Raw genomic sequence first — 14,317 nt, 5'->3', positions numbered from 1 at the left:
CGACGCCATCGACGCGACGCGAGCGCTTCCTCGCGCCGTCACGCAGGGGGGGTAGGATTGACCGATGACCCAGCGCACCCCCGCACCGCACCACGAAGCGCTGCATGCGCCCGGCAGGTTCCGCTCGCTGCTCGTCCCCGTGGACCTCTCGGCGGCGTCGGATCGGGTGATCGGGCGGACCGCGCTCCTGCCCCTGGCGGATGACGCCCGGATCACCCTCCTGCACGTGGTCCCCGAGGGGCTCAAGCCCCTTTCCCGGGAGCGCGCCGAGAACGACGCGAGGAAGGCGCTCCAGGCCGAGGTGGCGGCCCTGGCCCGGACGCTGCCCCGGACTGTCACGATCCAGCATGCCGTGCGGGGAGGCGCTCCTGCCGTCGAGATCGTCCAGCACGCGGCCGCCGTCGCCGCCGATCTGATCGTCGTGGGTCGCGGCGGAGGCCGCGGGCTTCGCGACCTCTTCCTGGGCTCGACCGCCGAGCGCGTCCTCCGGCAAGCGCGGCTTCCGGTGCTTGTGGTTCGCCTGCGCCCGCACGCCCCGTACCGGCATCCAGCGCTCGCGCTGGCGCTCGACGACGCGGCTCGTGACGTCGTCACCTCGCTGCTCCGGGTGATCCCGCCGCCGCGCCCGACGGTATCGGTCATCCACGCCTACGACGCTCCGTACGTCGAGCGGGCCTATCCCAGCTTGTCACTGGAGGAGGCCGAGGCGTGCCTCGAGGAGTACCGGCGGAAGGCGCTCCACGAGCTGGCGCAGATCCTGGCTGCTGCGCTCGCGGAGGCGAACGTCCCGCCGGACGACGCGCCGGCCTGGAAGACCCGCGTCAAGTACGGGTCGCCGAGGGCGCTCATCGCGAAGGCCGTCAAGAAGGCGGAGAACGATCTCCTGGTGCTCGGAACCCAGGGCCGCAGCGGCGTCGCGCACGCCTTCCTGGGGACCGTGGCCGGGGACGTGCTGCGCGCGGTGGCGTGCGACGTCCTGGTGGTGCCGCCTTGTCAGACCACCTGACGGCCGACCTGATGCAGAGCGGCGGCCTCCTCCGGGCGCGCCTGCGCACGGCGCACCTGCCGATCCTCTGCATTCCCGAGAGGATGGCGGTTCGCCGGGCGCTCGAGCACGCCCGGGAGGTCAGCCCGGGAGCGACCGTGCTGGCCCGGACCCACAGCCAGGAGGATCGCGTCTTCCTTCGGGAGCGGGGCGCGGACGAGGCGGTCATCGGTGAGATGGAGCTCGCGCTGGAGCTGGGTCGTCGCGCGCTGCACCGCCTCCGTGTGGAGCCGAGCGTGATGGAGCACTCGCTCGCGGTTGCCCGTCGCTCGCTCGCGTGAGCGAGGGGGACGTGCCGCGCGCGAGAGGCGTAGGGGGCCGAGCTCGCGCGAAGTACACTGGCGTTGCGATGCGCGCCGCGGATGTGATCGAGGATCGGTTCGAGATCGAGCGGCTCGCCGGCGCCGGCGGGATGGGGGACGTGTACCGCGCGCGCGACCGGCTGTCGGGCGAGGCGGTCGCGCTCAAGGTGCTGCAGGGCGCGAGCGTGCACGACCTGCGCCGGTTCACGCGGGAGGCGGAGGCGCTCGCCACGCTGCGGCTGCCAGGGGTGGTGCAGTACGTGGCGCACGGGATGACCGGCGCAGGGCGGCCCTACCTGGCCATGGAGTGGCTCGACGGCGTGACGCTGGAGGAGAGGCTCGCCGAGGGACCGCTCTCGGTGATCGAGAGCGTGAGGCTGGCGGCGCGGGTGGCGGCGACGCTCGGCGCCGTGCACCAGCTCGGCATCGTTCACCGCGACCTCAAGCCGAGCAACCTGATGCTCGCGGGCGGCGCCGTCGAGCGCGCCACGCTGCTCGACTTCGGCATCGCCCGCGACATCCAGCTCGCGCGGAGCCTGACGGCGCCCGGCGCGATCCTCGGCACGCCCGGGTACATGTCCCCCGAGCAGGCGCGCGGCGAGTCGTCGGTCGATGCCCGCGCGGATGTGTTCGCGCTCGGGTGCATGCTGTTCGAGTGCGTCGCGGGTCGTCCGCCGTTCCTCGGCGGCAACGCGCTCTCGCTGCTCATGAAGGTGGTCCTGGAGGAACCTCCGCGGCTCGGCGAGCTCCGCGACGGTGTCCCCGAGCCGCTCGAGCGCCTCGTGGTCCGGATGCTCGCGAAGCCGATGGAGCATCGGCCGCGCGACGGCGCCGCCGTCGCCGAGGAGCTCGCATCGCTGGCGCGCGCAGGGCTCCCCGTCGGAAGGGGCGAGTCGGCGGAGCCGCCCGCGCCGAGCGTGGAGATCACGACGGCGGAACGCCGGGTCATGTGCGTGATCCTCGCCGAACGAGGCAGCGCGGAGGCGGGCGAAACGCTCTCCGAGGCCGCGGGCGCTGCGCGAATCGAGGCGCTGCGCGAGATCGCGGCGCGCCACGGCGGGCGCCTCGAGCTCCTGCAGTCGCAGTGGCTGCTCATCGCGCTGTCCGGCGCCGAGACCCCGACGGATCTCGCCGCGCGCGCGGCCCATTGTGCCATCGCCCTGCGGGCAGAGCTCGGGGGCGTGCCCATGTCCATCGCCACGGGGCTGGCGGAGGTCGCCGGGAGGCTGCCGGTGGGCGCGCTGATCGACCGCGTCGTGCAGCTCTTCCCGCAGCGCCCTCGGCCGCCCGAGGCGGGCATCCAGCTCGACACCGCGACGGCGGGGCTGCTCGCCAGCCGCTTCGACACGACGCAGGGGCCCGAAGGATCCTGGCTTCGCGGCCCGAAGGAGGAGCCGGACACCGTGCCCCGGCTGCTCGGCAAGCCGACGCCGTGCGTGGGGCGCGAGCGCGAGCTCTTGCAGCTCGCCACCGAGTGGCGCCACTGCGTGGACGAGCCCTCCGCGAGCGCCGTGATCGTCATGGGCGCCCCGGGCATGGGCAAGTCGCGCCTCGCCTGGGAGTTCCTCCACGCCCTCAAGGCGCGGAGCGAGGCCGCCGAGATCTGGATCGGAAGGACCGACCCGATGGCCGCCGGCTCTGCGTTCGGCCTGCTCGCCCGGGCCCTCCGACGCGCCATGGGCATCCTCGAGGGCGAGCCGCTGGAGGTGCGGCGGCGCAAGGTGCTCGCCCGGGTGGAGCGGCTCGACAGCCTCGGAGGCAAGGGCTGGCACGTCGCGGCGTTCCTCGGCGAGCTCGTCGGAGCGCCGTTCCCCGACGAGGGCGACGTGCAGCTCCGCGCAGCCCGCCAGAACCCGGTGCTGATGGGCGACCGCCTCCGCCAGGCCTTCGAGGACTTCATCCGAGCCGAGTGCCAGAGGCAGCCAGTGCTCCTCCTGATCGAGGATCTGCACTGGGGCGACCTGCCCACGGTGAACCTGGTCGACGCCGCGCTCCAGCACGCCAGGGACCTGCCCTTCTTCGTGCTGGCGCTCGCCCGTCCGGAGGCCGACGATCTCTTCCCTGGGCTCTGGAGCGAGCGCAACGGCCTCCGGCTCCGGCTTGCGCCGCTGCCCCGGCGCGCGAGCGAGCGGCTCGTGCGGGAGGTGCTCGGCGACGGTGTCGATGCCGACCAGGTCGAGCGGCTGCTCGCGCGCGCCGAGGGCAATGCGTTCGTGCTGGAGGAGCAGATCCGCGCGGTCGTCGAGGGTCGGAGCGCGGGCATGCCCGAGACGGCGCTGGCGATGGTGCAGGCGCGGCTCGAGACGCTGGGCGTCGAGGAGCGCCGCGCGCTGCGCGCGGCGAGCGTCTTCGGCGAGACGTTCTGGGAGGGCGGGATTGCGGCCCTCGTGGGCGGCGCGCCGGTGGCGTGGCGGCTCGCCGAGCTCGTGCGGCGGGAGCTCATCCTGCGGCGCCACGAGGGGCGCATCGCGGGCGAGGTGGAGTACGAGTTCCGGCACGCCCTGGTGCGGGAGGCCGCCTACGGCATGCTCACCGAGCGCGACCGCCGCGTCGGGCACGCGCTCGCGGGCGACTGGCTGGACCGGGGCGGCGGCGCGGACGCCATGGCGCTGGCCGAGCATTTCGAGATCGGCGGCGCGCCGTTGCGGGCGGCCGATGCGTACCTGCGCGCGGCCGAGGAGGCGCTCCGGGGCGGCGATCTCGCCGCGGCGGTCGGGCGGGCCGAGCGCGGCATCGGCTGCGGGGCGGCCGGGGACACCGCCGGCAGGCTCCGCCGGGTGCAGGCGGAGGCCGACGTGTGGCGCGGCGAGCTCCCCCTCGCCGTGGAGCGAGCCACGGAGGCCATCGAGCGGATCGAGCGTGGCTCGACCGCCTGGTTCTCGGCCATCATGCAGGTGGTCATCGCGTCGTACAAGATGGGCCGGCTCGACGAGATCGAGCGCTGGATGACCCTGGCGACCGACGCGGAGGCCACGGTCGACGCGCAGAGCGTCAAGCTCGTCTGTCTCGCCAACGGCGCAACGGTGCTGTCGGTGGTCGGCCGCTACGCGGAAGCGCGCGCCCTGATCGAGACCGTCGAGCGCGCTTTCACGAACGGCAATGTACGGGACGTGGGGGCGCTCGCGCAGCTCCATGAGGCGCGCTCTTGCTATGCCATATGCACAGGCGATCTGGTCGCAGGCACGCACGGGATGGAAGCCGCGAGCCTCGCCTTCGAGCAAGCCGGTGATCGCCGCAATGCCTGCAGCTCGCGCGCCGGTCTGGGCGTCGCCTGCGCCGAGCTCGGCGACTTCGAGAGGGCGGAGTCGGTGCTGCGGGCGGCCTTGGAGGAGGCTGGCCGGATGCATCTGCATGACCTGAGGGACGCCTCGGAGGCCAACATCGCGCAGGTCCTCGCGTATCGCGGCCAGCTGGCCGAGGGACGGGCGTTCGCCGAGTCGGCTGCCTCGGCGAGCCGGCGATCGGGGGTCGCGCGTACGGAGCTGTTTGCTCGCAGCTATCTTGCCAAGATCTGCGTCGCACTCGGCGACTTCGAGGCCGCCGAGGCCGAAGCGCGCGCCGCGGTAGCGCTCGTGCAGAGCGCCCCGACGCTCGGCGTCCAGGCGTACGCGGTCCTCGCGCGCGCGCTGCTGGGGCTCGGGCGCATCGACGAGGCTGTCAGGACAGCCACCGAGGCGAACTCCATGCTGGAGTCGTTCGGCACCCTCGAAGAGGGCGAGTCGCTGGTCCGCCTGACGTATGCCGAGGCGCTCTCCGCGAGCGGCAGACAGCACGAGGCGATTGCCGCCATCGCGTCGGCCAGGACTGCCCTGCTCGCGCGCGCCGAGAAGCTCATCGACCCGACCTGGCGCGAGCGCTTCCTCCGCGACGTCCCGGATAACGCCCGCACGCTCGATCTCGCGCGGCAGTGGCTCGGCGGCTGAGCCGGACGTCATGGCCAGCAGGTCGGCCTCTCGGTACGCTCGCCGGCGCTGGTGACTTCGAGCTCCTTGGGTTGCGTTAACTCGGTTGCGTGGTACCTGCGCGGGAATAGTGCAGTGCCACCCGTGGGAGAACACACACCCGGGGGGCTCATTCGAAGTACACAAGAACGGCGATGCGCGCCGGGGACGTGGTCGAGGATCGGTTCGAGATCGAGCGGCTCGCCGGTGCCGGTGGGATGGGGGACGTGTACCGCGCGCGCGACCGGCTGTCGGGCGAGGCGGTCGCGCTCAAGGTGCTGCAGGGCGCGAGCGCGGACGACCTGCGCCGGTTCACGCGGGAGGCGGAGGCCCCGTCGCTCAGGACGCGTCGGCGCTGCCGGCAGCCGCAGCAGCGAGCGACGACGTCGCCCACGCGTCGGGCAGCAGCTCGTCGAGCCGAGCGCGCGTATCGACCCGGCCCGCCTCGTTGTTGACCATCGACGGATCGATGCGCGCGTTGGCGCCGATTGCGCCGTGGATCGCGACCCTCCCCCGCGTCGTGGCGCCGGCGGCCCGCGCTACGCGGCCACGCCGAGGGTGCCGATCTCCTCGAACTCGCGGATCATCCGAGCGAGCCCGCCCTCGTCGACCCTTAGGCCGAGGGCCGCCGCGGCGTGGGCGAGGAGCTTCCGCTCCCGCAGCGACGCGACCTTGTCGACGGCCGCCGCGATCTCGAGCGCACGCAGCAGCGGGGCGCGCGCGCCCTCCGGCACGCCGCGGAGGCGCTCGATCCAGGTGATGTCGTCGGCGAGCCGTTCGTTCAGGCCAGCGCGCGCCGAGGCCGGCAGCTGCCGCAGCACGGCCGCGAGCAGCGCGGTCTCCTCCGGCTTGAGGCGGCCGTCGGCGGTGAAGATGAACCAGAGCCCGTCGAACAGCCGATCGAGGTGCGGGCGCAGCGTCTCGTCGCAGAGCGCCCCGTCGAGCGCGCGCCGGTAACGCACGTATCTGCGCGCGGTATCCCCGAGGCGCCGGGTTACCACCCAGCTCGTGATCGACGACGAGGCGACCGAGAGCACGGGCACCAGGTTGCGCGCCACGCTCTCGCCGGCGAGCCGCGCCGCGAGCTGCCTGGCCACATCCGAGCCGCGCTCGCGCGCCGAGCGCACGAGCACGCCCGCTGGATCGTCGGTGTCCTGGGGGTGCTCCATGACGCCGAACGTGAGGGCGAGCAGCGCCCACACGTCGGCCGGCTCGTCTGGATCGAACCGGTGCCCGAAGAGATCCGCGAGCTCGCAGAGCATCTGCACGTGCAGGAGCAGCCGGAGCACCGTCTCGCCGCCGATCGCGAGCATGGCGGCAGGGATCGCGATGAGCCCGCCGAGCCCGTTCGTCTCGGCCGTGGCTGCGGCCGCGCCGGTCGAGAACGCCCCGGTCGCGCCACCCGCGAGCGCCGAGCGGATGCAGGCGCGCCGGATGACCGCGCGCGCGTCGGTCGGCTCCGTCACGCCGGTCGACGTGGCGATCGTCGCGGGGCGAGGCCGCCGGTTGTAGCGGCGCACCGCGCGGGACAAGAGCTCCTCGAGCCATGCGTCGACCGGGCGCACGCGCTCGCCCGCTTCGCTTGTCGCCTCGGTCAGCGGGAGCGCCGCGGCCCCCGCTGCGTCACCAGGATGCACAGCCTCGTCGCTCATGGATCAGGGCGGTTCAAGATGCATTCCGCGCCCAGCGGGCGCCGAGGCCGAGCGCGTTCGCTGCGCTGCCGAGCTCGGCTATCGCAGGTGGCCGGAGCTTGAGATTCGGCGCTCTGGCCGTCCTCTGCATTCATTGCGAAGGCGACCGGACCCCGACGCCGAGGCCAGGCACAAAGCGCCCTACCTTCGCGCAGTACGCTGCGTAAGCCTCGCCGTGGGCGCCGAGCAGGTACGGCTCTTCGACCCACCGGACCTGCAGCTCTATCGCGAAGACCAGCGCCCCGAACGAGGCGAGCGCAGCGGCGTTCGGGACGATCAGCGCCATCCCGAGCGCGGCCAGCATCATGAAGCTGAAGATGGGGTTCCGCACCACGGCGAACGGTCCTCGGGTCACGAGGCTCGTGCGCTCCGCCTCGCTGACGCCGATGCGCCACGACTCACCCATCGCGCCCTGCGACCACAGCGTGCCGAGCGTACCCGCGATCGTCATGGCCGCGCCGAGCCCGACGACCAGAGCGCCGGGCTCGACAAGCGGCCCTATCCAGCCCGCGAGCTCCACGAGAGGGGCCGCCACACCGAGCAGGATCGCGAGCACAAAGAGCACCCCGCCGACCCACGGCAGCGATCCCGGCGGCCCCGAGATGCCGCGGAAGCCCGTGGATCCGGTCGCACGGCGCTGCCGGAGCGACCGCCACCCGAACGCGAGCGCCATGTAGACGGCGTACAGAGCCAGGGCGAACCAGGGACGAGTCATCTTGAGCTCCAGTCTCGCTGTTCAACAGGGTTGCAGGGAGCTGAGCGGTCAGGGGCCTGCTCGCTCCTGTCCAATCAACAGCGCTTTCGCTTCGGGCGCTCGCCAGTCGCGCGCGCCCGTGAACCGGAGGGCCATCCTGCCGTCCGCCTCCACCAGGAAGGTGTCAGGCAACGTCGAGACCCCGAACCGCCGCTGCACGGCGGGCGATCCGGCCCGCACGACCCCGGGAGGGACCTCGCCCCCGAAGAAGGCGCGCACGACCTCCCAGTTCTCGTCGACGCTCACGGCCACGAGCTGGACCCTCCCGGCTTGCTCCACCTCTCGGCCAAGCTCCAGCAGCAGCGGGAGCTCAGCGCGGCACGGGGCGCACCAGGTGGCCCAGAAATGGAGCAGCACGGGCCGGCCGCGCAGCGCGCCCGGGTGGAGCAAGGTCCCGTCCGGCTGCTCGAAGGCGACGTCCGGCACCGGCTGGGCGCCGCTGAGCTGCTCGTACGCAAAAGGACGACCCGGCCGCTCCGCCTCGCGCCGATGCTCCACGGCCCAGTAGATCCCCGCCGCGAGCGCCTGAACCAGGGCCAGGACGCCCGCAGCAGCGGCGGCCACGCGGAGGCGGGAGCGCGCGCTCATCGCCTACTCCGCAGCGGGCGACAGGGCCGCGCCGGCGCTCGGCGGGCGCTCGGCGGCGTCCGGCTCGCCGGCGGCGTCCGTGCGGAGACGTCCACCGGCCACGCTGTAGAGGACCGGCAGAACGAGCAGCGTGAGCAGCGTGGAGGAGATCACGCCGCCGATCACGACCGTCGCGAGCGGGCGTTGCACCTCGGCGCCGACCCCGGTGTTCAGCGCCATCGGCACGAAGCCCAGCGAAGCGACGAGCGCCGTCATCAGGACCGGGCGCAGGCGCCGCTCCGCCGCGAGCTCGATGGCGGCCCGCACCGGCATCCCGGCCGCGGTGAGCTGCCGGATCGTGGAGACGAGCACCATGTCCCCGAGCACCGCGACGCCCGACAGCGCCACGAACCCGACGCCCGCGGAGATGCTGAACGGCAGGCCGCGGAGCCAGAGCGCGACGACGCCGCCGATCGCGGCGAACGGGACACCCGTGAAGACGCGGACCGCATCGAGGAGCCGCCCGTACGTGAAGTAGAGCAAGAGCAGGATCAGCCCCAGGGCGACGGGCACCACGACGAGCAGGCGTGCCTGTGCCCGCTCGAGGTGCTCGAACTGCCCGCCGAAGCGGACGTAGTAGCCGGGCGGGAGCTCGACCTCCCGATCCAGCCTGGCTCTCGCCTCCTCGACATAGGTGCCCACGTCGCGGCCGCGGACGTTCGCCTGCACCACGATCCGGCGCTTCGCCCACTCGCGGTGGATCGCGGTCGGTCCCTCGGCCGTGCGGATCTTCGCGAGCCGCGCGAGCGGGATGCGCTCCCCGCCGGCCGACGTGACCAGGATGCGGCCGATGGAGGCCGGGTCCTCCCGGTAGCGATCGTCGATGCGCAGCACCACGGGGAAGCGGCGCTCGCCCTCCTGGAGCTGCCCCACCTCCCGCGCGCCGAGCGCCTCGACGACCTCCAGGACATCGGCGGCGGCGATGCCGTGCCGGCCGATGGCGGCGCGGTCGACCTCGATCTCGAGCACGGGCTGGCCTGTGATCTGCTCGGTCACAACGTCCGCGGCGCCGGGGATCTTCTTGAGGGCGGCCTCGATCTCGCGCGCCTTCTGCTTCAGCGTGTCGAAGTCGTCGCCGAACAGCTTCACCCCCAGATCGGCCCGGATCCCCGCCACCATCTCGTTGACCCGCATCTCGATCGGCTGCGTGTAGATGACGCGCATGCCCGGCATCCCCGCGAGCTCCGACTCCATCGCCTGCACGAGCTCGTCCTGCGTCGCGGCGCGCTTCCAGGCCTCCCGCGGCCTGAGCGTGATGAACATGTCGGACAGCTCGAGCCCCATGGGATCCGTCGCCACCTCCGCGGTGCCCGTGCGGGTCCAGACGCGCTCGATCTCGTCCGGGAACCTGTCGAGCAGGACCCGCTCCAGCTGGGTCCCGTAGCGGATCGACTCGCCCGCCGAGACCCCGGAGAGCCGCACGGTGTTGGCGACGAGGGTGCCCTCGCGGAGCCGCGGCACGAACTCGGCGCCGAGCCGCGTCGCCAGGAAGACCGCGTTGCCGAGGAGCAGCGCCGCGCCGGCGAGCACCGCCCAGCGCCACCGCAGCGCGAGCTGCAGCACGGGCCGGTAGGCCCGCTTCAGCAGGCGAACGAGCGCGTTCTCGCGCGCCTTCATGCGGCGCGGCAAGAGGAGGCTCGCGAGCACCGGCATGAGCGTGAGCGACAGGATCATCGAGCCGACGAGCGCGAAGATCACCGTGAGCGCCATCGGCCGGAACAGCTTCCCCTCCGCCCCCTCGAGGGCGAGGATCGGCAGGTAGACGATCATGATGATGAGCTCGCCGAACATCGTCGGCTTGCGGACCTCGAGCGAGGCGTCGCGCACGACGTCCGTCGTGCTCCGGTCGCTCGTGTCCTCCGACAGCCGCCGGACCGAGTTCTCGACCATGATCACCGAGCTGTCGACGACGAGGCCGAAGTCGATCGCGCCGAGGCTCATCAGGCTCCCCGCCACGCCGGCGCGCAGCATCAGATCGAAGGCGAAGAGCATGGACAGCGGGATGGCCGAGGCCACGATGAGCCCGGCGCGGAGGTTACCGAGAAAGGCGAAGAGCACCGCGACGACGAGGAGCGCGCCCTCGAGCAGGTTCCTCTTCACGGTGCCGAGCACCCGGTCGATGAGCTCGGTGCGGTCGTACACGACGGCGACGTCGATCCCTTCCGGGAGGCTCTTCTTGACCTCGGAGAGGCGCGCCTTGAGCCGCGTCGTGACGTCGTGGCTGTTCTCGCCCATCAGCATGAAGCCGAGGCCGAGCACGACCTCCCCCTGGCCATCCGCGGTGACCGCGCCCCGCCGGATCTCGCGCCCCTCGACCACCTGGGCCACGTCGCGCACCCGGATGGGCGCCCCGTCCTTGGCGGCGACCACGATGTCCTCGATGTCGCTCACGCGCGTGGCGATGCCGATGCCCTGGATCAGGCTCGACTCGCCGGCCTGGTCCAGGCTGCCCCCGCCCACGTTGGCGTTGTTGCGCTCCAGCGCTCCGGCCAGGTCGTGGAGCGACAGCCCCCGCGCCGTGAGCTCCGCCGGGTCGACGAGGACCTGGATCTGCCGCTCGTCGCCGCCCCAGGCGTTGACCTCGGCCACGCCGCGCACCGAGCGGAGCTGCGGCGCGATGACCCAGTCGTGGACCGTGCGCAGCTCGCTCAGCGACTTGCCCTTGCCCGTGACCACGTAGTGGAACACCTCGCCGAGCCCCGTGGCGACCGGGCCGAGCTCCGGGCGATCGATGCCTGACGGCAGCGCCACGGTCTGGAGCCGCTCCATGACGACCTGACGGGCCAGGTAGATGTCCGTGTCGTCCTCGAACCGGGCCGTCACCTGCGAGAGGCCGAAGCGCGAGAGCGAGCGGACCTCCTCGAGCCTCGGCAGCCCCGAGATCGCCTGCTCGACGGGCGCCGTGATCTGGCGCTCGATCTCGACGGGGGAGAGGGCAGGGGCGACGGTGTTGATCTGCACCTGCACCGGCGTCGTGTCCGGGAAGGCGTCGATCGGCAGGCGGCGGAAGGCGAGGATGCCCGCGAGCGAGAGGCCGATCGAGGCGAGGATCACGAGCAGCCGGTGGCGGAGCGACCACGTGATGACGGCGTTCAGCATGACCGCGCCTCAGTCCTCGCCGCAGCAGCCGGCGCCGATGCTCTCCTTGAGGGTCTCGGTCTTCAGCAGGAAGCTCCCTTCGGTCGCGACCTCCTCGCCCGGGCGCACGCCCTTCTTCACCTCGACGAGGTCGCCCTCGGTCGCCCCGATCTCGACCCGCCGCGCCTCGAACTGGTCCTCCGCGAGCCGCACGAACACGAGCTTCACCGTCCTCGCGCGCTGCACCGCGGCGCGGGGCACCATGACCGCGGCGCGCGCGGGGGCGAGGATGCGCGCCCGGCCGAACATGTTGGCCCGCAGCGCGCCGCCCGGGTTCTCGAGCGGGACGCGCGCCTTGGCCGTGCGCGTCGCCGGGTCGATGGCCGGCGCCACGTACGTGATCTCCCCTCGGAGCTCGCGCCCCTCGATGCCGTCGACCTCGATGACCACCGGCTGCTTCAGCGAGACGGCCGGGAGGTCGGTCTCGGGGACATCGAGCTCGGCCCACATGCTCGAGACGTCGACCACCTCGAACAGGGTCTCCTCGACGCCGACGAGCCTGCCCACGGTCGCCTTGCGCTGGGTCACGACCCCTGCGAGCGGCGTCGTGAGCGTGTAGCCCCCGCCCCCGCCCGCGCTGGCGCCCACGACGGCCAGGGAGGCCGCGAGCGAGGCGCGCTCGGCGCGGGCGGCGTCGAGCTCCTGCTGCGCGGCGAGGACGCTCTTGCGCGCCGCGAGCCCTTCTTTCTCGAGCTGCTCCTCGCGCTTCAGGTGCTCCTCGGCCACCTTGAGGCGCGAGAGCGCGCCGGCCAGCCGCGAGCGATCGGCCCCCACGTCGGCGCTGTCGATGACGGCGAGCGCCGCGCCCTTCTTGACCGCCGAGCCCACGTCCACGTGCAGCTGCCGGACGACCCCCGGAGAGCGGGCGTTGAGCTCCGCCACCTTGAGCGCGTCGTAGACGATCCTGGCGGTGGCGGGGATGCCTCCGCTGCCCTGTCGCTCGACGGCCTTCGTCGTGAGGATGCCGGCGAGCCGCGCCGTGTCCCTGGTCTTGAGCTTGACCTTCGTCCCGTCGGCCGGCGCTCCGTCGCTCGCCACGTCGGCCGCCGGCTTGCCGCCGCGCTCGGGGTGGCAGATGGGACAGATGGACTCCGGCAATTCGTGCTCTTTGCACCAGTCCCCCTTTGCCTGGAAGACCGGGGCGAGCTTCGGATTGCACTTCGTGCAGAGCGCTTCCAGCACGCCGTGCTCCTTGCACATGGCGCCCTCGACGGCCGGCGCCGGTCTGGGCGTCGCCTCGGCCTTCTCCGGCGCCGCGTTGCCGGTCCCCTTCGCCCCGCACCCCGAAAGAGCGGCGAGGAGCAGTAACCAAACAACGTGAAGGCGGCCGTGCATCTCAGCTCCCCTTCGGCGGTCTGACGATTTTCAGGTCGGGGTTGCACTTGAGGCACTGCGACTCGGGCAGCCCGTGCTCCGCGCACCAGTCGCCCGTGGCCTTGAAGGCCGGCGTCAGATCCGGGTTGCAGCGCGTGCACTGGGACTCGGGCACGCCGTGCTCTCCACACCAGTCCTCGTGGGACCCGGGCTTCACGTCGGCTGGCGCGTGCGCCGCCTGCGTCGGCTCGGGCGCCGCCTTGCCGGCGCTCGGCGCTTCCTTCGAGCACGACGCAGCACCGAGGGCAAAGACGCAGATCACGAGCGGGATGGAACGAATCTTCATGACCCTTTTCTCCTTGTTGTTCGCAACGTCACAGAGCGGACGCGTCTCAGGCATGCCGTCGCTCCCGCGCGCCTGAGCGCGTTGAGGTCGCCGGCGTCCCCGGACGCCCGCCACCTCAACGCGTTGTGGTTGATTCAGGAGCCAGGATCTCGAAATCACCCAGCTTTTTCATGTCGACGTGAGCCAGCTCACGAATTGCCGGCCCGGAACACCGCCCCGCCCGCCCCCGCGGCGACGCGGGGCCCGCGCGTTGCGAGCCCCCGCTCACCCGCCCGCCCTCACTTCGTGGCGAGCTTCGTCAGGTCGAGCATTTCGTCCACGTCCGGCATCACGATCAGGTCGCACCGGCGGTTCTTCTGCTTGCCGGCCGGCGTGGCGTTGTTCGCGATGGGGTCGGTGTCCCCGAACCCGGCCGCGCTCCAGTGCCGCGTCGGCAGCTGGCCTTCCCGCCCGATCAGGAACAGCAGCACGGACCGCGCGCGCATCAGCGACAGCCCCCAGTTGTCGTAGTACGGACCGTTCTTGTACGGCTGGCTGTCCGTGTGCCCGGCGACCTGGTAATCGCGGTCCACCAGCGACTTGTCCCCGCGGATGACGTCCGCGATCTTCTTCAGGATCGCCTGGCCCTCCTTGCTCAGGGTGTCCTTGCCCGAGTCGAACAGGACGTCCCCGGGCAGCGAGATGACCATCCGGTTCCGGCGGACCTGGACCTCCAGGCCGAGCTTTGTCAGCTCCTCGAGCTTCTTCCGGAGCAGGTTGAACCGCGCCTGGATCGCCTCCAGCTGCTTCGCGCGCGCCTTGTACTCCGCCAGGGCCTTCTCGCGGTCCTCGAGCGTCGAGGTCATCTTCGAGATGTCGGCGCCCTGGTCCGCGAGCTGCTTCTCCAGCTCCTCGACGCGCTGCTTCGCCTCGGCGAGCTCCTTCTCGAGCTCCGCCTCCTTCTTCTGGCTCCGGTTCTGGAGGTCGTTGTACTTGGCGAGCTGCGCCTTCCACTCCTGCTCGGAGTGGCCGCAGCCCGCGGCGAACAGCGACGACAGCACGAGAGGTAGCGCGATGAGTGTCCGGTTCATGCTTTCTCCATGGCTCCGTACCGCGGAGCGCGGTGCCGCGGGCCAGAGCCTCGCTCAGACGGGGCGAGAGATCCAGAGGGGAGGACGCC

11 protein-coding genes are annotated in these 14,317 nt (G+C 72.3%); 4 read left to right on the top strand and 7 right to left on the bottom strand.

Annotated features, from left to right (window positions below):
* Positions 1-64: 64 nt before the first annotated feature.
* The 4 genes from WMF17_RS26600 (at position 65) to WMF17_RS26585 (ending at position 5,743) form a co-directional block, all read left to right on the top strand.
* Positions 65-1,006, top strand: a complete 942-nt coding sequence (locus WMF17_RS26600; protein WP_437643938.1) for a universal stress protein — start codon at positions 65-67, stop codon at positions 1,004-1,006.
* Positions 991-1,326 carry an NAD-binding protein gene (locus tag WMF17_RS26595; RefSeq protein ID WP_437643936.1) on the top strand — a complete coding sequence of 112 codons (336 nt, stop codon included), beginning with the start codon at positions 991-993 and terminating at the stop codon, positions 1,324-1,326. The genes WMF17_RS26600 and WMF17_RS26595 overlap by 16 nt, the downstream gene beginning before the upstream one ends.
* 68 nt (positions 1,327-1,394) lie before the next feature.
* On the top strand, positions 1,395-5,270 hold the full coding sequence (locus WMF17_RS26590) for a protein kinase domain-containing protein (protein ID WP_437643934.1): 3,876 nt from the start codon (positions 1,395-1,397) through the stop codon (positions 5,268-5,270).
* A 173-nt stretch (positions 5,271-5,443) separates the two neighbouring features.
* Complete coding sequence (locus tag WMF17_RS26585; RefSeq protein WP_437651477.1) at positions 5,444-5,743, top strand: hypothetical protein; 300 nt, start codon at positions 5,444-5,446, stop codon at positions 5,741-5,743.
* Between the two features lie 84 nt (positions 5,744-5,827).
* Here WMF17_RS26585 and WMF17_RS26580 read toward each other — a convergent pair whose 3' ends face one another.
* The 7 genes from WMF17_RS26580 to WMF17_RS26550 form a co-directional block, all read right to left on the bottom strand.
* On the bottom strand, positions 5,828-6,940 hold the full coding sequence (locus tag WMF17_RS26580; RefSeq protein ID WP_437643933.1) for a hypothetical protein: 1,113 nt from the start codon (positions 6,938-6,940) through the stop codon (positions 5,828-5,830).
* A gap of 130 nt (positions 6,941-7,070) precedes the next feature.
* Entirely contained in the window at positions 7,071-7,694 is a 624-nt protein-coding gene (locus WMF17_RS26575; RefSeq protein ID WP_437643932.1) for a methyltransferase family protein, read from the bottom strand.
* 48 nt (positions 7,695-7,742) lie between these two features.
* A complete protein-coding gene (locus WMF17_RS26570; protein ID WP_437595964.1) occupies positions 7,743-8,321 on the bottom strand; it encodes a TlpA family protein disulfide reductase in 579 nt (192 codons plus the stop codon).
* Between the two features lie 3 nt (positions 8,322-8,324).
* Positions 8,325-11,459: an efflux RND transporter permease subunit gene (locus WMF17_RS26565; RefSeq protein ID WP_437595963.1), complete on the bottom strand. Its 3,135-nt coding sequence runs from the start codon at positions 11,457-11,459 to the stop codon at positions 8,325-8,327.
* Positions 11,460-11,468: 9 nt separating this feature from the next.
* A complete protein-coding gene (locus WMF17_RS26560) occupies positions 11,469-12,833 on the bottom strand; it encodes an efflux RND transporter periplasmic adaptor subunit (RefSeq protein ID WP_437595962.1) in 1,365 nt (454 codons plus the stop codon).
* Between the two features lies 1 nt (position 12,834).
* Positions 12,835-13,158 (bottom strand): hypothetical protein, encoded by a 324-nt coding sequence (locus tag WMF17_RS26555; protein WP_437595961.1) that lies wholly within the window; start codon positions 13,156-13,158, stop codon positions 12,835-12,837.
* A gap of 278 nt (positions 13,159-13,436) precedes the next feature.
* Positions 13,437-14,228 carry an OmpA family protein gene (locus tag WMF17_RS26550; protein WP_437595960.1) on the bottom strand — a complete coding sequence of 264 codons (792 nt, stop codon included), beginning with the start codon at positions 14,226-14,228 and terminating at the stop codon, positions 13,437-13,439.
* Positions 14,229-14,317: the final 89 nt, after the last annotated feature.

It is taken from the genome of Sorangium sp. So ce362, from assembly GCF_051519845.1.
In the GTDB taxonomy this organism is placed as follows: Bacteria; Myxococcota_A; Polyangia; order Polyangiales; family Polyangiaceae; genus Sorangium.
This window is presented reverse-complemented; position numbering and strand designations above follow the sequence as displayed.